The sequence below is a fragment of the Streptomyces sp. NPDC002853 genome (genome assembly GCF_053591915.1).
Genome location: NZ_JBSFUS010000003.1, coordinates 137720 through 164030, shown reverse-complemented (window position 1 = coordinate 164030; position 26311 = coordinate 137720). Strand labels below are relative to the sequence as shown.

Here is a 26311-nt window from a genome sequence, read left to right as displayed (position 1 = left end):
TTCCGCTTCACAAGGTGATGGACAGCGGGAATCAAGGCTACGCCTCCATTGCCGCCAGGTGCAGGCCGGGCCCGTCATCCGTCGCGTAAGTCACATCGGGCGGATGGTTTCGGCAGCCGAAATGGCGGGAAACAAGCGAGGTTCCGGAACGCCGGATTGCCGCGCGGGCCCTGCCCTGCGCGGCGGCTTCACCCGGGCGCGCTTCCGATGCGCCCGCGAATCGCTTCAGTTTCGAACGATACGTCAACTTCGCAGTTCGGGCAGGCCCGGAAGGGTGACCTGGATACGGCAGCCGCGAGGGGATTCGGCCACGCCGATGTGCCCGCCGTGCAGATCGACCGCCCAGCGCGCGATGGCGAGCCCGAGTCCGGTGCCGCCGTCGCTGCCCGGTCCCTGCGGAGGGGTGTTGGCGTGGCTGCCGCGGTTGAAGCGCTCGAAGACGCGGTGCCATTCCGACTCCGGGATGCCGGGGCCCTCGTCGAGCACTTCCAGGTCGAGGGACTCGGGATAGAGGCCGCGCCGGGCGCGCACGGTGACGCGGCCGTGCGGCGGGCTGTGCTTGACCGCGTTGTCGATGAGGTTCGCCACGACCTGGTGCAGGCGCTCGGCGTCCGCGTGCGCGGTCAGCTCGGGAGGTGTCACGTCCAGGTGCAGATGCACGTCCGTGCGCGTGTGGCTGCCGGAGCCCGACGCGATGCCCGCGCGCGCGGAGGCCACCATGTTGGCTTCCTTCAGGACGCCCGATAGATAGGGCCACACCTCGAAGCGGCGCGCCCGCAGCGGTACGACGCCGTTGTCCAGGCGGGACAGGTCGAGCAGCGTCTCCACGAGGCGCCCGAGCCGCTCCGTCTGCTTCAGGGCCGTACGCATGGTCTCCGGGTCGGCGGCCGACACTCCGTCGACGACGTTCTCCAGGACCGCGCGCAGGGCCGCGATGGGGGTGCGCAGTTCGTGCGAGACGTTGGCGACCAGCTCCTTGCGCTGCTGGTCCTGGGCCTCCAGGTCGTCCGCCATGCGGTTGATCGTGGTGGCCACGTCGCCCAGCTCGTCACGGCGGTCGGCGCCGCGCACCCGGCGCGTGTAGTCGCCGTGCGAGACGGCGCGCGCCACGGAGTTCATCTCGTCGAGCGGCGCGGTGAGGCTGTGCGCCACGAACTGCGTGATCAGCAGCGTGGCGATCACCGAGAAGACGGTGATGAAGCGCAGCTCCGTCTCCGTCTTCATCGCCACCATCAGCAGACCCGTGGTGATGAAGACCGAGACGACCACCAGGGCGCCGAGCTTGGTCTTGATGGAGAAAGGCCGCAGCCCGCCGAAGGGACCTGTCATCGGACGGCTCACCTCAGGGGGTCGGGGTCTCCAGGGCGTACCCGACGCCGTGCACCGTACGGATCCGCTCGGCGCCGATCTTCCGGCGCAGCGCCTTGATGTGGCTGTCGACGGTCCGGGTGCCCGACGCGTCCGCCCAGTCCCACACCTCGGCGAGCAGCTGCTCGCGCGAGAGCACCGCACGCGGCGTGTTGGCCAGGCAGACCAGCAGGTCGAACTCCGTCGGCGTCAGGTGGACGTCCTCGCTGCGGACTCTGACCCGCCGCTGGGCGTGGTCGATCTCCAGCTCGCCGAGCCGCAGGATGCCGCTGCGCGGGGTGGTCGCGGCGAGCGCGGCCCGCTCGACCCTGCGCAGCAGGACGTGCACGCGGGCCGCGAGCTCCCGCATGGAGAACGGCTTGGTCATGTAGTCGTCCGCGCCGACACCGAGCCCGACCAGCATGTCCGTCTCGTCGTCGCGCGCCGTCAGCATGAGGACCGGCACCGGCCGCTGGGCCTGCACCCGACGGCACACTTCAAGCCCGTCGAAGCCCGGCAGCATGATGTCCAGGATCAGCAGATCGGGCTGCCAAGCCTGCGCGGTGTCGACCGCCGAAGGACCGTCCATCGCCGTTTGCACTACGAAACCCTCGGCGCGTAGCCGGGCGGCGATGGCGTCGACGATCGTCGCGTCGTCCTCGACCACCAGAACCCGGCGCTGGGCGCCTGGCATCGCCGCCGTCGCGCCGTTGTGGGAGGTGTGTGTCTGCTCCATCGCCCGCCCCTGACACTGATCGCTTGTGTTCGGTCAGCAGGGTACGGGTCGCGAAGGCACCTCGGCTACGCAGCCCTTACGCCGAGATGAACCACGTCGGGTACGCCTCGGGCAACGGGGATCTCTTCCGTCCGTACCGACTGGAACCCGGCATTCCGTAGAGCGAAGTCGAAAGCGGACGAGGGCTGGGCGGACCACACGGCGAGCACTCCGCCGGGGTTGAGGCGAGCCTGACAGGCCGACAGACCGGCGGGAGAATAGAGGGAGTTGTTGTCCTCCGTCACCGTCCAGTCCGGCCCGTTGTCGATGTCCAGACAGAGCGCGTCATACGTTCTCGGGGTGCCGGCACAGGCGTCGGCGCCGGTCAGATGCGCCACCAGGTCTGTGTGCAGGATCTCCGTGCGCGGGTCGGCGAGCGCGGCCCCGGAGAGCGTGGCCAGCGGGGCGTCCGTACCCGAGCGGTGCCAGTCGATGATGGCCTGCTCGCGCTCGACGACCGTGATGCGGCCCCAGCGCGGATCGGCCGCCGCGTGGGCGAGGGAGAAGCCGACGCCCAGACCGCCGATGAGCAGGGCGGGCTCCCGTGGGTCTTCGAGGGCGTCGTACGCCGCGTCGACGAGCAGCCGCTCCGAGCGGCCGTCCGAAGTGTCCATCAGGAAACAGCCGTTGGCGATGATCTGCAGAAGCTCACCATGGCGCCGCAGTACGACCTCGCCGTACGGCCCCTCACGCCGGTCGATGACGACGGGGGCGTCGATGTGGGTGTGCATGGCGGTCAGGGTATGACCGCCATGGGTGCGATTCGGGGCGGACGCGAACACGGCCCGGCGGGTTGCTGTGATTCGCGTCTCACGTGGCGCGGGTCGTGGCACGGGTCATAGACAGTGCCGGAAAGATCGGCAAAGGGTGGACATGACGGAAGGAGCGTCTCACCTTGGACCCGAGCGCGTCGGCCGCCCCCACGGCGCCCGAGGAGACGGCCCCGCCCGGCCTGGACGCCATCCCGCGACAACGGGAGCGCGCACCCGAGGTGACCGCCCCCGAGGTGACGACCGCGCCCGTCCGGCGCCCACGCCTCTGGCGCCTGCTTCCGACCCCCACGGGCACGCCCTTCACGTTCGGCTACGCCGCGGTCCTCGCCTTGACGTCGCTCCTGGCGCAGTACGCGGACCCGTCCCTGATCTCGGACCTGCACCGGCACTCCAGTACGGACGTCGCGCACCTGGCGCAGCAGCCGCTGCTCGTCCTGGTGGCCAGCGCGCTGTGGATCGCGGGCGGCATCGCGTCGCCGTACGCGATCGGCTTCCTGCTGGTCCTCACGGCCCTCGAACGCCGTGTCGGCGCGCTGCGCACGGCGGGCGTCTTCCTGCTCGGTCATGTCGTGGCCACCCTCGCGACCGAGGTCCCCGTCGGCCTCTCGGTTCTCGCGGGGCATCTGCCCGACAGCTCCCTGCACCGCCTCGACTACGGCATCAGCTTCGGTGTCGCGGCGAGTGTCGGAGCGCTGGCCGGGCTCTTCAGGCCATGGCTCCGGTGGCTGGTGCTCGCCGGCTTCGGCGGCATGCTGATCGACGACCTGATCGCGTTCGCGGACCCGATGACGAATTGGGGCCACTTGCTGGCCCTGTCGATCGGCGTCGCCACGTGGCCGCTGGTGCGACGGTGGCGCCGGCCCGCCTGACCGACCACTCGTTGCCGCCTGCCTTCCCGCACGTGCCGAAGTGATCGCTCACAGCGAACATCCCTTGGGGAACATTCATGGACTCACGAGCATTGAGTCCACATAGCTCAACTTGAATGCCGAAGGGGAGATCATGACTACTGAGTCCGCCGAGTCGAAGCCGTCCACACCGCTGACACTGCCCGTGCTGCCGCTCGACGACGAGGTTGTCCTGCCCGGCATGGTGGTTCCGTTCGACCTGTCCGACACCGAGGTGCGCGCCGCGGTCGAGGCGGCCCAGGCCGCCGCACGCTCCGATGGGAGCAGCAAGCCGCAGGTCCTTCTTGTTCCGCGCATCGACGGGACGTACGCCGCGACCGGCGTCCTCGGCACCGTCGAACAGGTCGGCCGCCTCTCCGACGGCGACCCCGGCGCCCTGATCCGCGGCCGTGGCCGCGTGCGGATCGGCGCCGGGACGACCGGGCCCGGCGCCGCGCTCTGGGTGGAAGGCGTCAAGGTCGACGAGACCGTGCCCGACCCCCTGCCCGGTGCCGTGGCCGAGCTGGTCAAGGAGTACAAGGCGCTGGCCACCAGCTGGCTCAAGAAGCGCGGTGCCTGGCAGGTCGTGGACCGCGTCACGCAGATCGACGACGTCTCCGCGCTCGCCGACAACTCCGGATACTCACCCTTCCTCTCCACCGATCAGAAGATCGAGCTCCTGGAGACCGGCGACCCGGTCGCCCGCCTCAAGCTCGCCACCGAGCAGCTGCGCGAGCACCTCGCCGAGCAGGATGTCGCCGAGTCCATCGCCAAGGACGTACAGGAAGGCGTCGACAAGCAGCAGCGCGAGTTCCTGCTCCGGCGCCAGCTCGACGCCGTGCGCAAGGAGCTGCGTGAGATCAACGGCGAGCAGGACGGTGAGGAGTCCGACGACTACCGCACCCGTGTCGAAGCAGCCGACCTCCCCGGACACGTCCGCGAGGCCGCCCTCAAGGAGGTCGACAAGCTGGAGCGTTCCAGCGACCAGTCGCCCGAGGGTTCCTGGATCAGGACCTGGCTCGACACCGTCCTCGAACTCCCCTGGAACGAACGGACCGAGGACGAGTACGACATCAAGGGCGCCCAGAACGTCCTCGACGCCGAGCACGCGGGCCTTGAGGACGTGAAGGAGCGCATCACCGAGTACCTCGCCGTGCGCAAGCGGCGCGCCGACCGTGGCCTCGGGGTCGTCGGCGGCCGCCGTGGCGGCGCGGTGCTCGCCCTGGTGGGTCCTCCTGGCGTCGGCAAGACCTCGCTCGGCGAGTCCGTCGCGCACGCCATGGGCCGCAAGTTCGTGCGGGTGGCGCTCGGCGGCGTACGCGACGAGGCGGAGATCCGCGGACACCGTCGTACGTACGTCGGGGCGCTGCCCGGACGCATCGTGCGCGCCATCAAGGAGGCCGGGTCCATGAACCCGGTCGTGCTCCTCGACGAGATCGACAAGGTGGGCTCCGACTTCCGGGGCGACCCGGCGGCCGCCCTCCTCGAAGTCCTCGACCCCGCGCAGAACCACACCTTCCGCGACCACTACCTGGAGGTCGAGCTCGACCTGAGCGACGTGGTGTTCCTGGCGACGGCGAACGTCCTCGAATCCATCCCCGAGGCGCTGCTCGACCGCATGGAACTGGTGCGCCTCGACGGTTACACCGAGGACGAGAAGGTCGTCATCGCCCGTGACCACCTGCTCCCGCGACAGCTGGAGCGGGCGGGTCTGGAGACGGACGAGGTGACCCTGGACGAGAGCGCGCTGCGCAAGCTCGCGGGGGAGTACACCCGGGAAGCGGGCGTACGGAACCTGGAGCGGTCCGTGGCGCGGCTGCTCCGCAAGGTCGCGGCCAAGCACGAACTGGGCGAGCAGGAACTGCCGTTCACCGTGTCGGACACCGACCTGCGTGCGCTCATCGGGCGCCCGCACCACGTGCCCGAGTCGGCGCAGGACCCGGCCGAGCGGCGCACGGCGGTACCGGGTGTGGCGACCGGGCTCGCGGTGACCGGCGCGGGAGGCGACGTCCTGTTCGTCGAGGCGTCGCTCGCCGACCCGGAGACCGGCGCCGCGGGCCTGACCCTGACCGGTCAGCTCGGCGACGTGATGAAGGAGTCCGCCCAGATCGCGCTCTCCTTCCTGCGCTCGCGCGGCGCCGAACTGGAGCTGCCCGTCGCCGACCTGAAGGAACGCGGCGTGCACATCCACTTCCCGGCGGGCGCGGTCCCCAAGGACGGGCCGAGCGCGGGCGTCACCATGACGACCGCCCTCGCGTCGCTGCTCAGCGGCCGCCTGGTCCGTACGGATGTGGCCATGACCGGTGAGGTCTCGCTGACCGGGCGCGTCCTGCCGATCGGCGGCGTCAAGCAGAAGCTGCTCGCCGCGCACCGGGCCGGGATCACCACGGTGATCATCCCGAAGCGGAACGAGGCCGACCTGGACGACGTCCCGGCCGAGATCCTGCAGAAGCTGGACGTGCATCCGGTGACGGACGTCCGTCAGGTGCTCGAACTGGCCCTGACGGAGGCCGAGGTGAGGGTTCCGGCCGCCGCGTGACGGAGGTGGCCGGTGTGTGAGGAGGGCCCGGGATCCCTTGTGGGGTCCCGGGCCCTCGTGCGCACCGGGGTGCCGGGGGGTGCTCAGCCGTTGGCGAGCGCCTTGACCCTGTCGAGCGCGCCGTTGAACTTGTTGTGGTCCCCGACCGTCGGGCCCGTCGAGGTGTACTGCCACATCGTGTGGAAGCCCCATCCGGCGGGCAGCTCGCCCGGCGAGGTGTTGTAACGCGCGATCCACAACGGGTTGTTGGCGGCGAAGCCACCGTAGTTTCCGGTGCACTGCTTCCACCAGCTGGTGGCCGTGTAGATCACCGCGTCGCGGCCGGTGCGCGCCTTGTACTGGTTCAGGAAGTCACGGATCCAGGTGACCATCCCCGACTGGGACTTGCCGAAGCAGGCCGCCCCGTACGGATTCCACTCGATGTCGAGGGCGCCCGGCAGCGTCCTGCCGTCGCGCGACCAGCCGCCGCCGTTGTCCACGAAGTAGTTGGCCTGGGCAGCGCCGCTCGTGGTGTCGGGCGTCGCGAAGTGGTAGGCGCCGCGGATCATGCCCACGTTGTACGAGCCGTTGTACTGCTGGGCGAAGTACGGGTTCTTGTAGTACGTGCCCTCGGTCGCCTTCACGTAGGACCACTTCACGCCGCTGTTCCAGAGCGTCGACCAGGCGACGTTGCCCTGGTGGCTGCTGACGTCGACGCCTTCGGTCTGTACGGCGTCGCCGCCGGGCGGCAGACTGCCCTGCCCGTCGTGCTTGATGACGCCCTGTCCCATGCGGGCGGAGCCGCGGGCGGGGGTGTCATCGCCGCCGGCGGCCTGTGCGGCGCCCGGCAGCGTGAGGAGGAGGGAGAGGGCGGAGAGGACTGAGAGCAGGACTGCGGCCGCTGACCAGCGGGAGCGGCGGGGCGTTCCGGGTCTGTGCACGGGCATGGGCGTGCCTCCGTAGGCCTCGGGTGAGCTCGATGGAGCTCGTGGGGGGACCTGTCGACATGTTCCTGGTGTGAACATGTCACTCAGGACGCTACGCACGTAGACCCGGAGCTGGGAAGGGGTCCCGGTGTCTGCCGTTGGTCTACTCCAGCGGCGGTGTCCTCGGCGTCGGCCGTCGGGGCGTTGCGAAATACTGGTCGAGCTGCGGCGATGGGCCGACGCGGATGTCTGCCGCCGTGCGGGGCGGAAACTTCTCTGATCCGGAAAGAAAGCGTGCCATGGGTGCTGAAGTGCACGAGGGCGGGAACGACGGTGAAGTCGACGTGAACAGGGCGGACGTGGATGAGCCCGACGTGGACAGGGGGACCGACCGTGAGTTCCTCTCCCTGGAGCGGGAGTTGTCGCTGCTCCTGCGCCGGGCGCGTGCCTCGTCCGGCGAGATGGCGCGTCAGGTCCACCCCGACCTGGAGCCCGCCGCGTACGGACTCCTGGTCTGCCTCGACGACTCGGGCCCGCAGCGGGCCACCGACCTCGCCGCGTACATCGGCGTCGGCAAGGCGACGATGAGCCGTCAGCTGCGGGCCCTCGAAGAGCTGGGGCTCGTCGCCCGCGAGCCCGACCCGGCCGACGGGCGGGCCTGGCTGGTCCACCTCACGACGGAGGGCGGCACGCGGTTCCGTACGGTGCGGGCGGGGCGGCGGGAGCGGTACGTGCGGAAGCTGGCCGGGTGGGACCGCACGGAGGTCGCGGAGCTGGCCCGCCTGTTGCGGCAGCTGAACGAGTCCCCGGAGTCTTGAGGGGCGGGGCAGGGCAGGGCGGGGCGTTGGCAGGGGCGCGATTCGGGCTGCGGCTGAGGCTGCGTCGTGGCTGGTCGCGCAGTTCCTCGCGCCCCTTGAGGGACGTCCACCGTCTGTCGTCTGCGGGTCGGGTGTGGTTGCTTGCGCAGTTCCCCGCCTCCCTTGAAGGGCGGGGGCTCCTACAGTTCCGCGTAGACCACCGCCGCGTCGTCATGCAGCTTGCCCCGCGGGAACGCGATGCCCTCGGGGTCCGCGCGTTCCAGGTCCCGTACCCGGTCCACCAGGCGCTGCGGACCGTCCTTGCGCAGCAGCGCGAAGCACTCCGCCCAGTCGCCCTCCCGGAACGTCTCGACCCAGCGGCCGACGCCGTCCGTGAGGGCCGCCACCGCTGTCACCTCGGCGCGCGGCCAGGTTCCGGTGACCGCGCGCGCGGCCGCCGACGGATCGGCGGCCGCGGTGAAGAAGCCGTCCTCCGCGTTTCGCAGGGCCTCGACGGCGGCGCCGTACACCCGGCCCGCCTCCTCGCGCTCGGTGGTGCCGCGCGGCAGCGCCCGGACCGCGTCACGCAGGGTGCGGATCCTCGGGGGCAGTTCCGCGAGGCGTTCGTCGAGAACCGGCGTGATGTGGCCGTCCGGGCCCGCCATCAGGAGCGCGGAGTCGGACAGGACGAGGTACTCGACCCGCTCCTCGTCCCAACGCACCAGAATCACGGTCGCCTGAGGCGTACGCGGGTGAGAAAGGTCACAGCCTTGACCATGGGCCTCCGCGGTGCGCACGATCGCCGCCGCGAGGATCTCGGAGAGCGTCATATCCCGTCGCGAAACGGACAGTTCTCCCAGTGCGCCGCCGAGTCGCGCCGTGAACCAGGGAACGGAATGCAGACAGCCGTCATCTCCGACAGGCGGAGTCACCCCGTCCAGAAGGACGAGCGATCCGCCTTGTCCGGCTGCGGGAAGGATCACCGCGGCATAGTCCTCGTTGGGTCGCGCGGGGTCTCCGGGCTCGGTGGCGAGTTCGATACGCATTCGGCCAGTCTGCACGAGGCCTTCACAAGGCCGTCCGGAACGCGCAAAACAACGGGGGTTGGCCCGGACCAGCAGGTCAGACGCCGGATTTCAGTCGGAATGATCGCTTCCAGCGGCGTGTGGCGGCGCATCCTGCCAAAGCCTGCGGTCGACGTCCAACCGGCGCACCGTGGCCGGGACTTTCGGCCCGCGGCGGGACTTGCTCGCCAACTCCCCGCCGATGTTCACTCCTTCGGGTGGCCAGGCATGTGATGCACGACTGCCACCCATCGGCACTGGAAGGGTCTGGAGCCGTACCGGGGGGCGCGTGTGTTGACGGATCGTCACCCGGGCCCATGGGCAGACGAAAAACAAGAATGCGAGCACCGGTGCAGAAGATGCGGCCTGGGCGCAAGGGCAAGCAGACGGCTCCCGAAGGGGCCACGCCGGGCGCGACCACCCCTACGGAGCGTTCGCCCGAGCCCGCAGCGGGAGTGAACCCCGAGCACGCGGCGGGAGAGCACACCGCCCCCGCGGTGACGCCTCCTGACGGCCCGAAGCCCGACGACGGCTCGAAGCCCGATGACGGACCGAAGTCCGAGAAGCCCGCGAAGCCGGTGCAGTCGGTGAACTCCAAGCCCACCGCACGCGTGCGCAACCGGCTGATCGTCGCCGTCGCCGTGGTGGCCGCCGCGATCGCCGGCGCCGGAGCGCCCGCCGTCGTCGCCGCCTCCGGGCAACTGAGCGACGCACAGCAGCTGGTGACCCTCGCCGAGCGCACCCAGGACGCCGTGTCCCTCGGCCACTCGCTGGCCGACGAGCGCGACGAGGTCACCTCCTTCATCGCCGCGGGCCGCCCGCAGGGCCAGGGACTCTCCGAGAGCCGCAGCGCCCGCGTGGACCGCCAGATCGAGGAGCTGCGCACGGCCGACGCCCCGGCCGGTCTGCGCAAGGACCTCTCCGACATCGGCGCCGTGCGCAGAGCGGCGCTCACCGGCAAGAGCAGCGCTCTGGAAGCTCACACGGCGTACTCGAACGTCATCACCGAACTGCACGGCCTCACCCGCGAACTCGCCGAGAAGACCCCGCCCCGCGCGGGTTCCGGCGCCTACGCGCTCGCCGACCTGGACCACGCCGTCGAACAGGCGGCGAGCGCCCGCGGCCTGCTCCTCGCCACCCTCGCCGTCCCGCGCTCCACGGAGACGAGCACGAGCATCGACCCGGTGACCGGGCTGCCCACCACGGTGGTCGACGAGTCGCCGGCCGCCGGCAAGAGCCGCGACGCCCTCAGCGCCGCCGGCCAGCAGGCCCACGTGCGCGCGCAGGCCTCCCTCGCCGACTTCCGGGACGCGGCCACGGACCGCGCCCGCACGACGTACGACTCGACGGTCACGGGCCACGAGGTGACCACGGCCGAGAAGTACCTCACCCGCCTCACCGACCAGCCCACGCTCTCCACCGCCGAGCTCGGCTACGACCGCAAGAAGCTCGACGCCGCGCTCTCCGCCCGCATCGAGATGATGCGCGGCGCCGAGTCCGCGCTCACGGTGCAGCGCACCAAGAACCTCACCGACCTGCGCGACGACGACGTCACGGCGCTCGAGATCCGCGTCGCGCTCATCGGCGTCACGCTGCTCGTCGCGGTCGGCGTCTCCATGGCCATGGCCCGCAGCCTGACCCGCCCGCTCGCCGTCCTGCGCATCGGCTCGGCCCGCCTGGCCACCGAGCCCGCGCCCCAGGAGCCGATCCGCTTCACGGGCCGCGACGACGAGTTCGCCCAGGTCGTACGGTCCGTCAACGCGCTGCACGAGCACGCGGCCGCCCTCACCGAGCGCCTCACCACGCTCGAAGCCGACCGCAAGCACCTCATCGGCCGGCGTCAGTCCATGGCCGACGAGCGGGAGACGCTGCGCGCCGAGCTGGCCGAGGCGTCCGCCCACCTGGAGCGGGTCAGGCAGTCCATCCACGGCACGTTCGTCAACCTGGCGCTTCGCACCCTCGGCCTCGTCGAGCGGCAACTCGCCGTCATCGAGAACCTGGAGGACCGCGAGCAGGACCCCGACCGCCTCGCCACGCTCTTCAAGCTCGACCACTTCGCCACGGTCATGCGCCGCCACAGCGAGAACCTCCTGGTCCTCGCCGGCGCCGAGCACGGCCACCAGCACCCGGGCCCCGTCCCGCTGGTCGACGTCGTACGCGCCGCCGTCAGCGAGATCGAGCGGTACGAGCGGGTGCGCATCGCCACGCTGCCGCCGCACGCGCACGTCGCGGGCTTCGCCGCGGACGACATCAGCCACCTGGTCGCCGAGCTCCTGGAGAACGCGACCTCGTTCTCGCCGCCGGACGCCTCCGTGGAGGTCTCGGGCTGGCTCCTGGAGAGCGGCGAGGTCATGCTCTCCGTGCAGGACGAGGGCATAGGGGTCACCGAGGACCGCATGGAGGAGCTCAACTCCCGCCTCGCGGACTTCCGTCCCGACGACGCGTACGACCAGGAGAGCGGGGACGGCCTCGGGCTCGGCCTCTACGTCGTGGCCCGGCTCGCCGCGCGGCACGGGGCGCGGGTCCGGCTGCGCGAGCAGAAGCAGGGCGGTGTCGCGGCGGTCGTGGTCCTGCCGAAGGCGATCCTCGCCGCGGCGCCCGCGGTGGGCGCTCCGCCGGTCGGTGTCCCGGTGGCCGGGGCCGCGCCCGCGGTGCATCTGCCCGGCTCGGAGGCCGAGGCGAACTCCAACGTGCTGCCGGGGCGTTCGGCGGTACCTGCCGCGGTGGTGGCCACGCCTGTCGGTGAGGACCCGCTGATCGCGGCTGCCGAGCAGACGGTCCGGGACGCGGAAGCGGACGCCGCGCCCGAGGTTTCAGCCGAGACGACCATGGAACTCGCGGTTCCGCCCGCTCCGGAGGCTCCGGAAGCCGGGGCTCCTGCAACCGAATCCGAGACCGAGACCGAGACCGAAGCCGAGCCCGCCCCCGGACCCGCCCCCAAGTGGGAGCGCGTCACCGACAAGGGACTCCCCAAGCGCACGCCGAAGATCACCGCGCCCGAGCCCACCGTGCCCAAGGCACGCAGCGGCTCCGTCGACGCCGAAGCGCTGCGCAAGCGCCTCGGAGGCTTTCACCAGGGGGCCATCAGCGGCCGTCGCGACGTAGAGGCCGAGCTGACCGAACGTGCCGAGTCGACCGAACGTAACGAAGAGACCAAAAACATGGGGGACACAGTCGAGGAGGCAAGCAGTTGACTGCGCCCATGCGCTCGCCCAGTTCTTCCACCGGCAGTAAACCCACCGGGAGCTCCATCGCCGGCGGCACTCCCGCCGGATTCGGACTGAGCAGCGAAGCCCGCAACCTGCACTGGCTGCTGACCAATCTCGTGGAGGAGGTGCCGGGGCTGCTCTCGGTCGCGGTGGTCTCCTCCGACGGCCTGCTGCTGCTCTCGTCCGACCCCGCGCGGAACAACGAACAGGCGGTGGACAACAGTTCGGGACCCAAGGGCTCCAGTGCCGACCTCGCCACCATCGTGTCCGGCCTGGGCTCCCTGTGCATCGGCGCCGGCAAGCTGATGGACGCGGGAGCCGTCAAGCAGACCGTCGTCGCGATGGAGGAGGGCAGCCTCTTCGTCATGTCGATCAGCGACGGCTCGCTGCTCGGCGTGCACGCCACCCCGGACTGCGACATGAGCGTCGTCGCGTACCACATGGCGCTCTTCGTCGGCCGCGCCGGGCATGTCCTCACCCCCGAACTCCGCAGTGAGCTGCGCCAGTCGATGGAGAGCGTCCGATGAGCAGTAAGCCCGGCAAGCTGCCCCAACGGGGCGGCGACCGCAAACCTTCGCGCGTGCGCCCGTACTCGCTCACCGGCGGGCGCACCCGCTTCGGCCACGTCCTGCTCGTCGAGACGTTCGTGGCCGCGCTCGAGGCCCCCGAGGAGCGCCGCGAACTGCCGCAGGGCAACGCCATCGCCCGCGTCATGCCGGAGATGCGGGCCATCGTCGAGATCTGCCGCCGCATGCGTACGGTCGCGGAGATCGCCGCGCTGCTCAAGATGCCGCTCGGCGTGGTCCGCGTACTGCTCAGCGACCTCGCAGACCAGGGAAAGATCCGCGTGTACGGAACGGGCCACGGCCCGGGACAGCCGGACCGCGCACTGCTGGAAAGGGTGCTCAGTGGACTCCGCCGTCTCTGACCTCCGTATCCCGGGCCCCGACCCGGACGAGAACCTCCAAGCCTGGCAGACGGACCGCACCCGGGCCCCGATCGCGACGAAGATCGTGGTCGCGGGCGGGTTCGGCGTCGGCAAGACGACGCTGGTCACCGCCGTCTCCGAGATCACGCCCCTCCAGACGGAGGCGCTGATGACGCAGGCGAGCGAGGACACGGACGACCTCACGTCGACCCCGGACAAGACCACGACCACGGTCGCCATGGACTTCGGCCGGATCACGCTCGACGACGACCTCGTGCTCTACCTCTTCGGTACGCCGGGGCAGCAGCGCTTCTGGTTCATGTGGGACGACCTGGTGCGTGGCGCGATCGGCGCCGTCGTCCTCGCCGACACCCGCAGGCTGCCCGACTGCTTCCCCGCGCTCGACTACTTCGAGAGCTGCGGTCTGCCGTACATCGTGGCCGTCAACCACTTCGACGGCACCGAGGAGTTCGAGCCCGCGGACGTCCGTGAGGCGCTGACGATCCCGCAGCACATACCGGTGCTGATCATGGACGCGAGGCAGCGGATCTCGGTGATCGAGTCGCTGCTCTCGCTGGTCGGCCACGCCCTCGCAGCAACCCCCGAATAGCTTTAACCTTAAGCTTTTCAGCACGTAGGAGAAGACGCCGCATGCGGAAGATACTCGTCGTCGGAGCCGGTCAGGCCGGGCTCCAGATCGCTCTCGGACTCCAGTCGCAGGGGTACGAGGTCACCCTGATGTCCAACCGCACGGCGGACGAGGTCCGGTCCGGCCGTGTGATGTCCACGCAGTGCATGTTCCACACGGCGCTGCAGCACGAGCGCGACCTCCAGCTGAACTTCTGGGAGTCGCAGGCGCCGAAGATCGAGGGCGTCGGCGTCTCGGTCGCGGGCCCCGACTCCTCCCGCGTCATCGACTGGGTCGGCAAGCTGGACGGCTTCGCCCAGTCCGTCGACCAGCGCGTGAAGATGGCGGGCTGGATGGAGACGTTCGCCCAGCGGGGCGGCCAGTTGGTCATTCACGGCGCGGCGGTCTCCGACCTCGACTACTTCTCCCGCACGTACGACCTGGTGCTGGTCTCCGCGGGCAAGGGCGAGCTCGTCTCGATGTTCGAGCGCGACGCCTCCCGCTCCCCGTACGACACCCCGCAGCGCGCGCTTGCCGTCGCCTACGTCCACGGGATGGGGCCCCGGCCCGAGCACCCCGAGTTCGACGCGGTGCGGTGCAACCTCGTGCCGGGCGTCGGCGAACTCTTCGTCATGCCGACCCTCACCACGTCCGGGCGCGCGGACATCCTGTTCTGGGAGGGCGTCCCCGGCGGCCCGCTGGACGTCTTCCAGGGCGTCAAGGACCCCTCGGAACACCTCGCGCTGACCCTCGAACTCCTCGAGAAGTACACGCCGTGGGAGTACGCGCGTGCCACCAAGGTCGAGCTCACGGACGCGGGCGGCACGCTGTCCGGCCGTTACGCCCCGACGGTGCGCAAGCCGATCGGCCGGCTGCCGGGCGGCGGCCTCGTGCTCGGCGTCGCGGACGTCGTGGTCGCCAACGACCCGATCACGGGCCAGGGCTCCAACTCGGCATCGAAGTGCGCGGCCTCGTACCTCTCCTCGATCGTCTCGCACGGCGACAAGCCGTTCGACGAGGAGTGGATGCAGTCGGCGTTCGACCGCTACTGGGAGACGGCTCAGCACGTCACCAAGTGGACGAACGCGATGCTGTCGCCACCCCCGGAGCACGTCCTGAACCTGATCGGCGCCGCGGGCCAGCTCCAGCCGGCCGCGGACCGCTTCGCCAACGGCTTCAACGACCCGTCGGACTTCGAGAACTTCTTCTACGAGCCGGAGAAGACGGGCGCGTACCTGACGGGGCTCACGGGCTAGTCCGTACCCGGCGCGTCGGACCGCCCGTACCCCGCGTCATCGCCCTTGCGTGCCCCGCGGGGCAGCTTCGGCGGGACGTAGTTCTTCATCGGTTCGGCCGAGGGTCCGGGCGTACCGCGCCGAGGACCGGGTTCGAGGCGATGGGGGAGACCTTCACCCGGCTTCCGGGGCGCGGGGCCTGGATGACCATGCCGTCGCCCAGGTAGAGGGCCACGTGCGTGGCCTTGGGGAAGTAGACGATCAGGTCGCCCGGGCGCAGCTTCCGGAGGGAGACCCGCCGCAGCTGGGCCCACTGCTCCTGTGATGTGCGGGGGATGTCCTTGCCCGCCTTCGCCCAAGCCTTCGACGTGAGCCCCGAGCAGTCGAAGGTCTTGGGCCCCTCCGCGCCCCACTTGTACGGCTTCCCGATCTGTTTCACGGCGTAGCCGAGCGCCGTCCTGCCCTTCCGGGAAGGCGCGCGGGTCGGTGCGGACCCGGGGGGCCCCGCGGCCCCGCTCAGCGAGCCCGAGTCCAGGAACTTCCGCTGCGCCGCCGCCATCCCCTCCTCCTCGGCCCGTGCGAGATCCGCGAGCTGCTCCGTGCTCAGCGAGGCGAGCAGTTCCTCGACCTCCTTCAGTTGGCCCTTGACCGTGTCCCGTGCCTCCTTCTGCCGGGCGGCGAGGGAGAGTTGGGTCTCCAGGGCGCTCTTCGCCGTGGCCGCGAGCTCGGACGCCTGCTTCTCGCCGCCGACCAGCCGGTCCACCGTCGCGGCGCGCTCCGCCGCCGCCCGCCCGATCACATGCCCCTGGTCGAGGGCCCGCTGCGGGTCGCGGGCGAGGAGGAGGCGTACGTAGGGGGAGATCTCCGTCGTGCCCTGGTACTGCTCGCGGGCGAAGCGGCCCGCCGCGCCCCGGCTGTCGTGGACCGAGGCGCGGGCTCGGGCCAGGCGCTTGTTCAGGCGGGTGACCTCGGTGCGCTGCTCCTTCAGCTTCTCCGCGGTCGCGTTGTACGTCTCCGTCGACTCCTCGGCCTTCCGGTACAGCTCCTGAAGGTCCCGCAGCAGCTCGGCCACCGGGCGCTCGGTGGCGTCGTCCGGCTGTGGAACGGCGTATGCCGGGGCCGTCGGCGCCAGCAGTGCGCCGACCATCACACCCGTACCGACCCATCGCAGCAACCTGCCTGACATGCCATCACCTCCGGCGCGCGGCGGCGGCTCCGCCCCGCACCGTGAGCATCAGCGGCCCCGGCGCGGCCCGCCTCCGGAAGGTGCGCGGGTTGGCGCAATGCGGTCACTCGTCCAGGGTCCGACGGCGCGCCGCCCTTGCGGATGCCGCGCTCAGGCCGCCCCGCCCGGCTTCGACCACGGCCACTTCAGGCCGGGCCCCGCCTTGTCGCCCTCCGGGTCGTACTCGTACGTCCAGCCCTGGTGCAGGCCGAGCCGCTTGCCCCCGGCCCTGGCCACCCGGCGGTACACCAGCACGGTCGCCGGTCCGCCCGCCTCGTCCGGCACCGGGACCCGGTACACCTTCGGGGGGTGGCCGGTGGGGCCGAGCAGGATGGGCAGTACGCGGCCGTCCAGGGGGCCACCCACGAAGGGGGTGTCTTCGCTCTTCACCCGGCCAGTGTCACAGCAGGCGGCCGCCGCGCGTCACAGCAGGTGCGCCGCGTCGCTCACCACGGGAAGCACCCGCCGGGCCAGCGAGCCCGCGGGCCCGTCGGACGTCTCCATGGCAAGGGCGCCCCGTACGGCTTCCGCGGTCTGCGGGTCGCGGCCCGCGGAGGCCACGAGAACCGCCATGAACTGCTCGACGAGCCAGTCCCGCAGCTCGTCGAGCGGCGGCTGCTTCTCCTCGTCCAGCCAGATCAGGGACGCCGCCTCGACGGAGGTGATCCACATCCGCACGGTCATCCGCAGCCGCGGGCCCCTGGCGCCGACGACCTCCAGGTGCGCGAGTATGTGCTCGGCGGCCGTCCTGCGCACCTCGTCCACTATGGCGGTGGTCCGCGAGGTCTCCACGACGCTGCCGCCCTGCAGCAGAGCGCTGAACCCCGCGTCGTGCTGGTCCACGAAGGCGAGGTAGCGGTCGAGCGCGTTGGCGAGGCGCTGGGTGAGCGGACCCTCCGGGGGTTCGGCGAAGCACTGCTCCAGCTCGTCGGCGGCGGAGCGCAGCGCGGCCTCGTACAACTGCTGCTTGCCGCCCGGGAAGTAGCGGTAGACGAGCGGCCGGGAGACTCCGGCCGCCTCCGCGACGTCGTCGAGGGAGACCTCGTCGGGTGCGCGCACCGCGAAGAGGGACAGGGCGGCCTCCTTGAGCTGCCGCTGCCGCTCTTCGACACTGAGGCGCCGGTACGCGCGGGTGGGAGCAGGCGAGGTCATGCCTCGCAGCGTAACCGCCCGCTCGAACAAGCGCGCCGGAACCCTCCGTACCCTCTTCGCTACGCCAGCAGTCCCGAGCTCTTCCACAGCCGCCGTCCCGCGCCCCGCAGCACCCCGATGTCGTCCAGGAAATCCGTCAGGCGCTTGGCTCCCGTCTGCATGATCTCCCGGCGGTGGGCGCTCGCCTTGACCTGGGCCATGGCCTCGCGCTTGTCCAGGCCGACGTTCGTGTAGACCTCGGGGTTGATGAAGGCGATGGAGAAGACACGGGCGAACTCACCCGAGGTGAGGCGGGTGAACTCCTGGGACCAGCGCGGTGCCGTCACCATCTGGCGGCGCAGCTCCTCACGGGCGTACCGCACATGGCGCGCCTCCTCCACGACGTGGATGCGCGTGACGCCGCGCACCAACGTCTGCACGCGCTCGTCCGGGAACGTCAGGCGCTGCATCCAGTCCAGGATCTCCTCGCCGAGCAGCGTCGCCGTGAACGAACCGGGAGTCGTCGAGATGGTCTTGAAGAGGCGGCCCAGGTTCCGGTGCACGGCGCTGACCGGGTAGTACGGGGTGTCCCCGCGGGTGATCAGGCGCGCGAACATCTTCGAGTGCCGGCACTCGTCCTCGATCTCGGTCAGCGCGTACCGCACGTGGGCGCTCGTGGCGGGCTTGTCGTAGATGTGCCGTACGAGCAGCTGCATGAGGATCAGCTCGAACCAGATGCCGAGGGAGGCGAGCGCGGCCGCCTCGTGCTGCGAGAGCGCGATGCGCTGCTCCTCGCTCATGCGCCGCCACATCGGCGTGCCGTACAGGGAAAGGAGCTCCGGGGGCCAGAACCACTTGCCCTCCTCGAAGGGCGCCTCCCAGTCGAGCTCCTTGTCGGGGTCGAAGGAGTGCTTGGCGGAGGAGTCCAGCAGCCGCTCGGCCACCTGCTCACGGTCCTTGAGCGCTCCCAGCGCGTCCCGCAGCCCTTCGATCGCCGCGTCCTCCGTGGTGGTCGTCATGACTCTGCCCCTGCCTCGTCGTCAGAGCTACCGGCGGTCACGCATTATGAGACTGCTTGTCAGCAAGGGCGTCAATCCCTTGTGCGCGACTTGTTGACCCGACGTCTACGAACGTGTGAGCCTTCCAACTACCAATCGGTACAGAGCAGTCGAAAGCAGCACGGGGGGACTACGGAGAGAACGAGGCCACTTACCTAGGAGCCGTCAGTGTCCACGCATGAGCTCTACACGCACGCCCCGGACGGAAACATCTGGCAGATACCGGCGAACGGCGCCGCCCGCTTCAGCTGGGAGTACGACGAAGGCCGTGCCCGGCTGCTCGCCCTCTACCAGAAGGGCAAGGACAAGCAGTGGGACGGTGCCAAGCGCATCGCCTGGGATCTGGAGGTCGACCCGTACGACCCCCTGGGCACCCCCGACGAGTCCATGTCCCTCTACGGCACCCGTCACTGGGACAAGATGAACGACCGCGACAAGGGCGAACTGCGCAAGCACTACGCCTCCTGGCAGTTCAGCCAGTTCCTGCACGGCGAGCAGGGCGCGATGGTGTGCGCGGCGCGCATCGTGGAGTCCGTGCCCGACATGGACGCGAAGTTCTACTCCGCGACCCAGACGATGGACGAGGCGCGGCACGCCGAGGTCTACGGCCGCTTCCTGCACGACAAGATCGGCATGCTCTACCCGATCAACGACAACTTGCAGTCCCTGCTCGGCGACACCCTGCGCGACTCCCGCTGGGACATGCCCTACCTCGGCATGCAGGTCCTCATCGAAGGCCTCGCGCTCGCCGCCTTCGGCATGATCCGCGACACGACGGACAAGCCGCTGCCCAAGCAGATCCTCGCGTACGTCATGCAGGACGAGGCCCGGCACGTGGCCTTCGGGCGCATGGCCCTGCGCGACTACTACAAGCAGCTCTCCGACGCGGAACTGCGCGAGCGCGAGGAATTCGTCATCGAGGGCTGCTACTTGATGCGTGACCGGCTGCGCGGTGTCGAGGTCCTGGAGAACTTCGGCATCCCGAAGGCGGAGGCCGAGGAGTGCAGCGAGAACTCCGAGTTCCTCGCCCTCTTCCGGCAGTTGCTCTTCAGCCGCATCGTGCCGTGCGTCAAGGACATCGGCCTGTGGGGCAAGCGCCTCCAGGAGGCGTACGTCGACATGGGCGTGTTCGAGATGGGCAACGCCAACCTCGACCAGCTGATGGCCCAGGACGAGGAGATCGCCGAGAAACTGGACGCGGAACGATTCGCGGCGGAGGAGGGCGAACGGGTGGCGGAGGTCGAGGACATGATCGCCGCCGGCGACGGAAAATAGGGCCGCAGGCCCTCGCTCCGCACGGCAGCATGACCCCATGACTTCCGTGACCTCCGCATCCGCCGACCGCGCCGCCGCCCGCCGTAGCCTCGAAGGGCTCGCCCTCGGCGACGCCTTCGGCGAGCGGTGGTTCCCGCTCTTCCGGGCGCCGCGCGTCGCGTACACGCAGATCCGTGCGCGCCAGGTGCCCGAGGAACCGCTGTGGCACTGGACCGACGACACCGCGATGGCACTCGGCGTGCAACGGGTGCTCGACGAGTACGGCGAGATCCGGCAGACCGAGCTGGCCGCCGCCTTCGCGCTGCTGCACGACGCCGACGCGGGGCGTGGATACGGCAGCGGCATGCACGAGCTGCTGCCCCGGCTCGTCGAGGAGCCGCAGCGTTGGCCGGAGCTGTCGCGCGAACTGTTCGACGGGCAGGGCAGTCTCGGCAACGGAGCCGCGATGCGGGTCGCGCCGCTGGGCGGTTGGTTCTCCCGCGACCTCGAACTCGCGGCGGCGCAGGCCACGTTGTCGGCTCAGGTCACCCACGCGCACCCGGAGGGCGTCGCGGGAGCGGTGGCGGTGGCCGTCGCGGCCGCGCTCTCGGCGCGCGGGGAGCTGACGTTGGCCGGGGTCGCGGAGCGCACCCCGCCCGGCGCGGTCCGCGAGGGCGTGCTGCGCGCCGCCGCCCTGTCCTTCGACACCGAGCCGTGGAAGGCCGCCGACGAGCTCGGCAACGGCCGGCGCATCCGGGCCACGGACACGGTTCCGTTCGCCCTGTGGACGGCCGCGCGACACCACGACGACCTGGTCGCGGCGCTGTGGACCACGGCCGAGGGGCTCGGCGACGTGGACACGACCTGCGCGATCACCGGCGGCGTGGTCGGCGCCCGCACGGGCGTCGACGCGGTCCCGCAGGCCTGGCTGCGGCGCAGGGAAGCGCTGCCGGGAGCCGAGTGACCGGGCGCCCGCGCCCGGGGCGTAGGCCTCCGCTCAGGAACCCGCGAGCACCGCCTCCATCACCGCCTTCGCGACCGGCGCCGCGCTGCCGCCCCCGCTGATGTCGCCCCGGTCCGCCGCCGCGTCCTCCACCACCACCGCGACCGCCACCGATGGCTGGGCTTCGCCGGAGTCCTGGGCCCAGGAGATGAACCAGGCGTACGGCGTGCCGGTGTTGTCGATGCCGTGCTGCGCCGTGCCCGTCTTGCCGCCGACCGTCACGCCGGGGATCGACGCGTTGCCGCCGGTGCCCTTCTCGACGACGTCGGTCATCATCTCCCGCAGCTGCATGGCGGTGGCCGGGTTCATGGCCTGGTGGAGGGAGCTGGTGCCGGTGTTGCGCACCACGTCGCCGTCGTCGGTCGTGGTCTCGTCCACCAGATGCGGTGTCTCGACCTGGCCGCCGTTGGCCACCGCCGCCGAGACCATCGCCATCTGCAGCGGCGTCGCCCGCGTGTTGAACTGGCCGATCGAGGAGAGCGCCAGCTGCGCCTTGTCCATCGACGTGTCGAAGTTGCTCGCCGCCACCGACGAGGGGACCTTCAGGCCGCTGTCGTTGAAGCCGAAATTCTCCGCCGTGCCCAGCATGTCGCCGAGCCCGGTGCTCACGCCCAGCTTGGCGAAGACCGTGTTGCAGGACCACTCGAAGGCGTAGCGGAGAGGTGCGTTCTTGCAGCCCTCGACCTCGTTCGTCAGCTGCGTGCTCGTGCCGGGCAGCGTGTACGGGGTGGGCGACTTGGTGGCGGCGTCCAGGTCCGTGACCGTGCCGGAGTCCAGCGCGGCCGCCGCCGTCACCACCTTGAACGTCGACCCCGGCGGGTACGTCTGGCGGATCGCCCGGTTCAGCATCGGCTTGTCCGCGCTGCCGTTCAGCGACGCCCAGGACCTCGCCACCGACCCACGGGTGCCGGAGAGCCGTTCGGGGTCGTACGACGGGGTGCTGACCAGGGCGAGGATCTTCCCGGTCGACGGCTCGATCGCGGCGACCGCACCCTTCTTGCCGCCGAGCCCCGCGTACGCGGCCTGCTGGGCCGCGGCCCTGATGGTGGTCCGCACCATGCCGCCGGGGTTCTGCGCGCGGCTGATGTCGTTCCACAGGGGGAGCGGCGCGAGCATCGGGTCGGTGCCGGAGAGGATGTCGTCCTCGGCGTTCTCCAGGAGGGTCGTGCCGTAGACCTGCGAGGCGTACCCGGTCACCGGGGCGTACAACGGGCCGTTCTTGTACGTCCGTTCGTAGCGGAGCTGCTCCCCGGTGTCCTTGGAGCCGGTGACCGGGCGTCCGTCGACCATGATGTCGCCGCGCGGCTGGCCGAAGCGTGCGATGGCCTGGCGGCGGTTGGCGGGGTTCTCGTCGAAGTGCTCGGCCTGGACGACCTGGACGCGGGTGGCGTTCACGAGCAGAGCGAGCAGGAGCAGCGCGCAGAACGCGGCGGCGTGCCGGATGGTGGGGGTACCCCCTGGTCGAGCGAAGCCGAGAGCTTGGGGGATGGTCACACCTCCTCCCGCGGGGGGCCGACCGGCTGGCTCCGTGCCGAGTCGCTGACCCTGATGAGCAGCGCCACGATGATCCAGTTGGTGACGACCGACGAGCCGCCCTGCGCGAGGAACGGCATCGCCATGCCGGTCAGCGGGATCAGCCCGGTCACCCCGCCCGCGATCACGAACACCTGGAGCGCGACGATCGAGGCGAGCCCGACCGCGAGCAGCCGCCCGAAGACGTCCCGCAGCGCGAGCCCCGCCCGGTAGCCGCGCTCCACCAGGAGCGCGTACAGCAGGAAGATCGCGGCGAGCCCCGCGAGGCCGAGTTCCTCGCCCGCCGTCGCCAGGATGAAGTCGGACTTGGCGGCGAAGCCGATGAGGATCGAGTGGCCGAGCCCGAGCCCGGTCCCGAGCATCCCGCCGGCCGCGAACGCGAAGAGGGACTGGGCCAGTTGGTTGGGCCCCTCGCCCGCGTCGATCGAGGCGAACGGGTGCAGCCAGTCCTCGACCCGGCTGTGCACGTGGGGTTCGAGCGAGCCGACCGTGTACGCGCCCACCGCGGCCAGCACCAGGCCGACCGCGATCCAGCCGGTGCGCCCGGTGGCCACGTACAGCAGGATCACGAAGAGGCCGAAGAAGAGCAGCGAGGTGCCGAGGTCCCGTTCGAGGACGAGGACCCCGACGCTCAGGAGCCAGATCGCCACGATCGGACCGAGCACACGGCCGGTCGGCAGCTGGAGCTTCGTCAGCTTCCAGACCGTACGGCCGGTGTAGGCGAGCGCGTTGCGGTTGGCGGCGAGATAGCTGGCGAAGAAGATCGCGAGCAGGATCTTCGCGAACTCGCCCGGCTGGATGGAGAATCCGCCGACCCGGATCCAGATGCGGGCGCCGTTCACGGCCGGGAAGAAGATCGGCACGATCATCAGGAGCAGCGCGGCGACGACGCAGATGTACGCGTACCGCTGGAGCACCCGGTGGTCGCGCAGGAAGATCACGACGGCGATGAAGAGCGTCACGCCGACGGTGGACCAGACGAGTTGCGTGGGCGCCGCCTCGTCGCCGGGGGTCTCCAGGTCGAGCCGGTAGATCAGGACGAGGCCCAGGCCGTTGAGGAGCACCGCGATCGGCAGGAGCAGCGGATCGGCGTAGGGCGCGCGGAAGCGGACCGCGAGATGCGCGAGGAGCGCGAGCACGCCGAGCCCGGCGCCGTAACCGGCGGCGCCGGGCGGGACGGTGCCGTTCTTGGCGAGGCCGACGTCGCAGTAGCCGTAGACCGAGAGCAGGACGGCCACGACGATCAGTGCGACTTCGGTGCCGCGGCGTCGGGGCACGCGAACAGCGGGTACGGAGGGGGGCGCCGTCGCTGTTCCGGTCATGCCCGGAACGTAGCAAGCGATAGGCCCCAATGTCCGCTTATGTCACCGTGCCCTTGTGGTGCGTCAGCACCAGCGCGGGGCGGGCCCGATGTTGGAGATGTAGTGCGCGGCACCCCAGGCCCAGGTCCCGTTGGTGAGCAGGTACCAGCGGTTGTTGCCGGACACGTGGTCACCGGTCGTCTTGCAGTAGATGTTGACGACCTTGCCGTACGGCACGCTGCGGATCACCTTGGCGCCCCGGTGGGGGGAGGTGCGAAGCAGCAGACCGGACTTGGCGATGACGCGGCCCTTGTAGGTGCGCGGGTGGCCATTGGCGCCGGTGTCGTCGGCCGCGACGGCGGGACCGGTGAGGGTGCAGGCGGCGAGCGCACCGCCGGCGACGAGTATGCCGAGCCGGGTGCCGATGACGGTGGACCGAAGGGACATGGGGGTCTCCTCTGGAAGGGCGGATGCGATACGGCCCGCAAGCCCCTGAAGCAGGGGTCATAGGCCGCAATTCACACTAAAATCGGCATGCTGAGTGCGCAAAAGGTCACACGGCGTCAAACCGCCCGTCAGACCGCCCCGTCGGCACCCCCGCAGCCGGCTTCCCCGGTCTCCTCGTACGGCAGCGTCAGCGTCGCCACCGCCCCGCCGTCCGCCGCGTTCGTGAACGTGAGGCGTGCGCCGAGCACCGCCGTCTGGCCCAACGCGATCGTCAGGCCGAGCCCGTGGCCCCTGGTCGTGCCCTCCGTACGGAACCGCTGCGGGCCGTGCGCCACCAGGTAATCGGGGTATCCGTCGCCGTGGTCGCGCACCGAGAGCACGGGGCCGTCGACGGTCAGCACGACGGGCCCGCGCCCGTGCTTGTCCGCGTTGGCGATGAGATTCCCGAGCACCCGCTCAAGCCGCCGCCGGTCGGTCACCACGCAGACGTCGCGCACGACGACCAGCTCGGCATCGATGCCCGAACCCCGCACGGCGCGCTCGGCCAGTGGGGCGAGATGGTGGTCGTCCAGCTCGACGCGCTCGCTCTTCGCGTCGAGGCGGGAGATCTCCAGAAGGTCCTCGGTGAGGGTGCGCAGCGCGGCGACCCGGTCGCGCACCAACTCCGTGGGGCGGCCCGGCGGCAGCAGCTCGGCCGCCGCGTGCAGACCGGTCAGCGGCGTGCGCAGCTCGTGCGCCACGTCCGCGGTGAACCGCTGCTCGCTCTGGAGCTTGCCCTGTATCGAGGCCGCCATCGTGTCGAGCGCGCCGGAGACCGCGGCCACCTCGTCCTGGCTGCGCGACGGCTCACGGGTGCGCGGATCGTTCACGCGGGCGTCGAGGTCGCCCGCACTGATCCGGCGGGCCACCGTCGCCGTCTGGTGCAGGCGCCGCGTCACGCGGGTCACGGCGAACGCCCCGACCAGGAGAGTCGCCCCGATGGCCAGCACCGAGGAGCCGAGGATCGCCCGGTCGAGTCCGTCGATGGTGCGGGCGCCCTGGGCGTAGTCGACCCGGACGGCGATGGCACGCCGGTCCGTCGCGGGCCCGGCGGCCCACATCGTCGGCCGGGAGTCCTGCGCGGCGACCATCGTGCCGCGTTCCCCGCCCACCGCGAGATCCCGCAGCCGCTCGGGCAGGCCCTCGGGGTCGACCCCCGCGCCGGGGCCCAGATCGTCGCCCGCCTCGAACGCCTTGGTGGCGTCGTCGAGCCGGGTGAGGGCGTGCTCGCGGGCCTGGCCCACGGTCTGGTTGGTCACCGAGACGTGCACGAGCGCACCGAGCAGCGCGGCGAGCGCGCAGCACATGACGGTGATGAAGACCCCGGCCTTCCAGGTCAGGGTCGCCGTCCAGGCGGGGAGCCGCGGTCCGCGCGGCAGCCGGTGGCTCATCGGTCTCCGCTCGGGGACGCGCCGGGCGATGCGCCGGGGGAGTCGCTCGGGGAGGGCGCGGTGCGGCCGCTCGCCGCGGGCTCGGGCTTGCGCGACGGCTTGCCCTTCGGCGCGTTCGGGGAGCGCACGATCTCGTCGGTCGTCGGCAGCATGGACTTCTGGTGGGCGTCCCAGGACCAGACGGTGCGGTACTCGTACCCCGGCATGCCCGAGACGGCGCGGACGATCACCTCATGGCCGGCCAGTTCGACACCGAGCACGGCGTCCCCCATCTCCATGATCTGCGTCAACTGCCGCTTCTCCACGGCGTAGGCGCGTATGTCGAGGTTCTCGGCGTGCCCGCGGGCCAGCCGGATGCCGATGATGAGGTCGTCCTCGCCGTCACCGGTGAGGTCGCGGTAGTAGGCCTTCAGGACGGGGCACTCGGCGTCGTCGGCGTCCTTGGTGTCGCACGCGTCGAGCTTCTCGGCGGTCTGCTTGTAGACCGCGTCCGAACGGCTGTACATCCCCGGGTTCTCGTCGAAATCGGCCTTGGCGACCGTCACCGGGTTCACCTTGTGCAGGTCGCCGCCCGGTACGTCCACGCCCTTGACCGGCAGGCTCTCTATCGTGCCGTAGTCCTCGGCGGGCGCCGACGGGGGCGGCAGCTTCGGCCACAGGCGGGTGGGGGCCTCGGCGGTGGGCGTGGAGCCCGCGCCGCGCAGGTCGCCGGGATCGCCGCAGCCGCCGGCCAGCAGGACGGCGGGCAGCACGAGTCCTGCGGCGAGCGCGAGACGGCTCCGGTGCACTGCACTCCTGCCTGCCGGTGGAGCGGCCCGGGGCTGCTCGGCTGCGGCGCGAGG

General features: G+C 70.9%; 24 protein-coding genes. 10 read left to right on the top strand and 14 right to left on the bottom strand.

All coding sequences use genetic code 11. The features are described 5' to 3' along the window. Nucleotides 1–243: 243 nt before the first annotated feature. The 3 genes from ACWD02_RS08620 to ACWD02_RS08610 all read right to left on the bottom strand — a co-directional run bounded on the left by ACWD02_RS08620 (nucleotide 244) and on the right by ACWD02_RS08610 (nucleotide 2853). Nucleotides 244–1329: a HAMP domain-containing sensor histidine kinase gene (locus tag ACWD02_RS08620; RefSeq protein ID WP_451206248.1), complete on the bottom strand. Its 1086-nt coding sequence runs from the start codon at nucleotides 1327–1329 to the stop codon at nucleotides 244–246. A 13-nt stretch (nucleotides 1330–1342) separates the two neighbouring features. After that, nucleotides 1343–2083, bottom strand: a complete 741-nt coding sequence (locus tag ACWD02_RS08615) for a response regulator transcription factor (RefSeq protein WP_363209230.1) — start codon at nucleotides 2081–2083, stop codon at nucleotides 1343–1345. Nucleotides 2084–2148: 65 nt separating this feature from the next. Next, complete coding sequence (locus tag ACWD02_RS08610; RefSeq protein WP_451206244.1) at nucleotides 2149–2853, bottom strand: spermidine synthase; 705 nt, start codon at nucleotides 2851–2853, stop codon at nucleotides 2149–2151. A 164-nt stretch (nucleotides 2854–3017) separates the two neighbouring features. On the opposite strand from ACWD02_RS08610, the gene ACWD02_RS08605 reads away from it, so the two are divergent. After that, nucleotides 3018–3764 (top strand): rhomboid-like protein, encoded by a 747-nt coding sequence (locus ACWD02_RS08605; RefSeq protein WP_451206241.1) that lies wholly within the window; start codon nucleotides 3018–3020, stop codon nucleotides 3762–3764. A gap of 133 nt (nucleotides 3765–3897) precedes the next feature. Then, the gene (lon, locus tag ACWD02_RS08600; protein ID WP_451206238.1) at nucleotides 3898–6321 is read left to right on the top strand and encodes an endopeptidase La; all 2424 of its coding nucleotides are present in this window, start codon (nucleotides 3898–3900) and stop codon (nucleotides 6319–6321) included. Nucleotides 6322–6404: 83 nt separating this feature from the next. On the opposite strand, the gene ACWD02_RS08595 is transcribed toward lon, so the two are convergent. After that, nucleotides 6405–7247, bottom strand: coding sequence for a lysozyme (locus ACWD02_RS08595; RefSeq protein WP_451206236.1), 843 nt, complete (start codon nucleotides 7245–7247; stop codon nucleotides 6405–6407). Nucleotides 7248–7525: 278 nt separating this feature from the next. Between ACWD02_RS08595 and ACWD02_RS08590 the strand changes: the two genes are divergently transcribed. After that, entirely contained in the window at nucleotides 7526–8044 is a 519-nt protein-coding gene (locus ACWD02_RS08590; RefSeq protein ID WP_451206233.1) for a MarR family winged helix-turn-helix transcriptional regulator, read from the top strand. A 179-nt stretch (nucleotides 8045–8223) separates the two neighbouring features. Here the strand turns inward: ACWD02_RS08590 and ACWD02_RS08585 are convergent, their stop codons facing one another. Beyond that, the gene (locus ACWD02_RS08585; RefSeq protein ID WP_451206231.1) at nucleotides 8224–9069 is read right to left on the bottom strand and encodes a protein phosphatase 2C domain-containing protein; all 846 of its coding nucleotides are present in this window, start codon (nucleotides 9067–9069) and stop codon (nucleotides 8224–8226) included. A gap of 368 nt (nucleotides 9070–9437) precedes the next feature. Here ACWD02_RS08585 and ACWD02_RS08580 point away from each other — a divergent pair, with 368 nt between their 5' ends. The 5 genes from ACWD02_RS08580 to ACWD02_RS08560 are packed head-to-tail and all read left to right on the top strand — an operon-like array spanning nucleotide 9438 to nucleotide 15108. Further along, on the top strand, nucleotides 9438–12281 hold the full coding sequence (locus ACWD02_RS08580; RefSeq protein ID WP_451206228.1) for a nitrate- and nitrite sensing domain-containing protein: 2844 nt from the start codon (nucleotides 9438–9440) through the stop codon (nucleotides 12279–12281). A gap of 8 nt (nucleotides 12282–12289) precedes the next feature. After that, nucleotides 12290–12823 (top strand): roadblock/LC7 domain-containing protein, encoded by a 534-nt coding sequence (locus ACWD02_RS08575; RefSeq protein WP_451206224.1) that lies wholly within the window; start codon nucleotides 12290–12292, stop codon nucleotides 12821–12823. After that, complete coding sequence (locus ACWD02_RS08570) at nucleotides 12820–13224, top strand: DUF742 domain-containing protein (RefSeq protein WP_451206221.1); 405 nt, start codon at nucleotides 12820–12822, stop codon at nucleotides 13222–13224. Before ACWD02_RS08575 ends, ACWD02_RS08570 begins: the two co-directional genes overlap by 4 nt. Further along, nucleotides 13205–13834: a GTP-binding protein gene (locus tag ACWD02_RS08565; RefSeq protein ID WP_451206219.1), complete on the top strand. Its 630-nt coding sequence runs from the start codon at nucleotides 13205–13207 to the stop codon at nucleotides 13832–13834. The genes ACWD02_RS08570 and ACWD02_RS08565 overlap by 20 nt, the downstream gene beginning before the upstream one ends. Nucleotides 13835–13875: 41 nt before the next feature. After that, nucleotides 13876–15108, top strand: coding sequence for a styrene monooxygenase/indole monooxygenase family protein (locus ACWD02_RS08560; RefSeq protein WP_451206216.1), 1233 nt, complete (start codon nucleotides 13876–13878; stop codon nucleotides 15106–15108). A gap of 85 nt (nucleotides 15109–15193) precedes the next feature. Here the strand turns inward: ACWD02_RS08560 and ACWD02_RS08555 are convergent, their stop codons facing one another. The 4 genes from ACWD02_RS08555 to ACWD02_RS08540 all read right to left on the bottom strand — a co-directional run bounded on the left by ACWD02_RS08555 (nucleotide 15194) and on the right by ACWD02_RS08540 (nucleotide 18462). After that, nucleotides 15194–16273: an NlpC/P60 family protein gene (locus ACWD02_RS08555; protein ID WP_451206214.1), complete on the bottom strand. Its 1080-nt coding sequence runs from the start codon at nucleotides 16271–16273 to the stop codon at nucleotides 15194–15196. 150 nt (nucleotides 16274–16423) lie between these two features. Continuing rightward, nucleotides 16424–16702 (bottom strand): hypothetical protein, encoded by a 279-nt coding sequence (locus ACWD02_RS08550; RefSeq protein WP_451206211.1) that lies wholly within the window; start codon nucleotides 16700–16702, stop codon nucleotides 16424–16426. 33 nt (nucleotides 16703–16735) lie between these two features. After that, nucleotides 16736–17464, bottom strand: a complete 729-nt coding sequence (locus tag ACWD02_RS08545; protein ID WP_451206208.1) for a TetR/AcrR family transcriptional regulator — start codon at nucleotides 17462–17464, stop codon at nucleotides 16736–16738. Nucleotides 17465–17523: 59 nt separating this feature from the next. Next, nucleotides 17524–18462, bottom strand: coding sequence for an AurF N-oxygenase family protein (locus tag ACWD02_RS08540; RefSeq protein WP_451206205.1), 939 nt, complete (start codon nucleotides 18460–18462; stop codon nucleotides 17524–17526). A 207-nt stretch (nucleotides 18463–18669) separates the two neighbouring features. Between ACWD02_RS08540 and ACWD02_RS08535 the strand changes: the two genes are divergently transcribed. Together ACWD02_RS08535 and ACWD02_RS08530 are read left to right on the top strand one after the other, a co-directional pair. Then, a complete protein-coding gene (locus ACWD02_RS08535) occupies nucleotides 18670–19776 on the top strand; it encodes a ferritin-like domain-containing protein (RefSeq protein ID WP_451206203.1) in 1107 nt (368 codons plus the stop codon). 37 nt (nucleotides 19777–19813) lie between these two features. Next, nucleotides 19814–20719, top strand: coding sequence for an ADP-ribosylglycohydrolase family protein (locus tag ACWD02_RS08530; RefSeq protein ID WP_451206200.1), 906 nt, complete (start codon nucleotides 19814–19816; stop codon nucleotides 20717–20719). 33 nt (nucleotides 20720–20752) lie between these two features. Here the strand turns inward: ACWD02_RS08530 and ACWD02_RS08525 are convergent, their stop codons facing one another. The 5 genes from ACWD02_RS08525 to ACWD02_RS08505 all read right to left on the bottom strand — a co-directional run bounded on the left by ACWD02_RS08525 (nucleotide 20753) and on the right by ACWD02_RS08505 (nucleotide 26257). After that, nucleotides 20753–22252: a penicillin-binding transpeptidase domain-containing protein gene (locus tag ACWD02_RS08525; protein ID WP_451206198.1), complete on the bottom strand. Its 1500-nt coding sequence runs from the start codon at nucleotides 22250–22252 to the stop codon at nucleotides 20753–20755. Next, nucleotides 22249–23613, bottom strand: coding sequence for an FtsW/RodA/SpoVE family cell cycle protein (locus ACWD02_RS08520; protein ID WP_451206195.1), 1365 nt, complete (start codon nucleotides 23611–23613; stop codon nucleotides 22249–22251). The genes ACWD02_RS08525 and ACWD02_RS08520 overlap by 4 nt, the downstream gene beginning before the upstream one ends. 63 nt (nucleotides 23614–23676) lie before the next feature. After that, a complete protein-coding gene (locus ACWD02_RS08515; protein WP_451206193.1) occupies nucleotides 23677–24039 on the bottom strand; it encodes an SH3 domain-containing protein in 363 nt (120 codons plus the stop codon). 128 nt (nucleotides 24040–24167) lie between these two features. Continuing rightward, a complete protein-coding gene (locus ACWD02_RS08510) occupies nucleotides 24168–25469 on the bottom strand; it encodes an ATP-binding protein (RefSeq protein ID WP_451206190.1) in 1302 nt (433 codons plus the stop codon). After that, complete coding sequence (locus ACWD02_RS08505; RefSeq protein ID WP_451206188.1) at nucleotides 25466–26257, bottom strand: hypothetical protein; 792 nt, start codon at nucleotides 26255–26257, stop codon at nucleotides 25466–25468. The genes ACWD02_RS08510 and ACWD02_RS08505 overlap by 4 nt, the downstream gene beginning before the upstream one ends. Nucleotides 26258–26311 lie beyond the last annotated feature (54 nt).

Bases quoted from the DNA above. Each gene is read 5' to 3' on its own strand.
- ACWD02_RS08570 (WP_451206221.1), top strand. From the start codon at position 12,820: ATGAGCAGTAAGCCCGGCAAGCTGCCCCAACGGGGCGGCGACCGCAAA.
- ACWD02_RS08610 (WP_451206244.1), bottom strand. From the start codon at position 2,853: ATGCACACCCACATCGACGCCCCCGTCGTCATCGACCGGCGTGAGGGG.
- ACWD02_RS08590 (WP_451206233.1), top strand. From the start codon at position 7,526: ATGGGTGCTGAAGTGCACGAGGGCGGGAACGACGGTGAAGTCGACGTG.
- ACWD02_RS08575 (WP_451206224.1), top strand. From the start codon at position 12,290: ATGCGCTCGCCCAGTTCTTCCACCGGCAGTAAACCCACCGGGAGCTCC.
- ACWD02_RS08545 (WP_451206208.1), bottom strand. From the start codon at position 17,464: ATGACCTCGCCTGCTCCCACCCGCGCGTACCGGCGCCTCAGTGTCGAA.
- ACWD02_RS08615 (WP_363209230.1), bottom strand. From the start codon at position 2,083: ATGGAGCAGACACACACCTCCCACAACGGCGCGACGGCGGCGATGCCA.
- ACWD02_RS08595 (WP_451206236.1), bottom strand. From the start codon at position 7,247: ATGCCCGTGCACAGACCCGGAACGCCCCGCCGCTCCCGCTGGTCAGCG.
- ACWD02_RS08560 (WP_451206216.1), top strand. From the start codon at position 13,876: ATGCGGAAGATACTCGTCGTCGGAGCCGGTCAGGCCGGGCTCCAGATC.
- ACWD02_RS08515 (WP_451206193.1), bottom strand. From the start codon at position 24,039: ATGTCCCTTCGGTCCACCGTCATCGGCACCCGGCTCGGCATACTCGTC.
- ACWD02_RS08620 (WP_451206248.1), bottom strand. From the start codon at position 1,329: ATGACAGGTCCCTTCGGCGGGCTGCGGCCTTTCTCCATCAAGACCAAG.
- lon (WP_451206238.1), top strand. From the start codon at position 3,898: ATGACTACTGAGTCCGCCGAGTCGAAGCCGTCCACACCGCTGACACTG.
- ACWD02_RS08520 (WP_451206195.1), bottom strand. From the start codon at position 23,613: ATGACCGGAACAGCGACGGCGCCCCCCTCCGTACCCGCTGTTCGCGTG.
- ACWD02_RS08530 (WP_451206200.1), top strand. From the start codon at position 19,814: ATGACTTCCGTGACCTCCGCATCCGCCGACCGCGCCGCCGCCCGCCGT.
- ACWD02_RS08540 (WP_451206205.1), bottom strand. From the start codon at position 18,462: ATGACGACCACCACGGAGGACGCGGCGATCGAAGGGCTGCGGGACGCG.
- ACWD02_RS08510 (WP_451206190.1), bottom strand. From the start codon at position 25,469: ATGAGCCACCGGCTGCCGCGCGGACCGCGGCTCCCCGCCTGGACGGCG.
- ACWD02_RS08555 (WP_451206214.1), bottom strand. From the start codon at position 16,273: ATGTCAGGCAGGTTGCTGCGATGGGTCGGTACGGGTGTGATGGTCGGC.
- ACWD02_RS08585 (WP_451206231.1), bottom strand. From the start codon at position 9,069: ATGCGTATCGAACTCGCCACCGAGCCCGGAGACCCCGCGCGACCCAAC.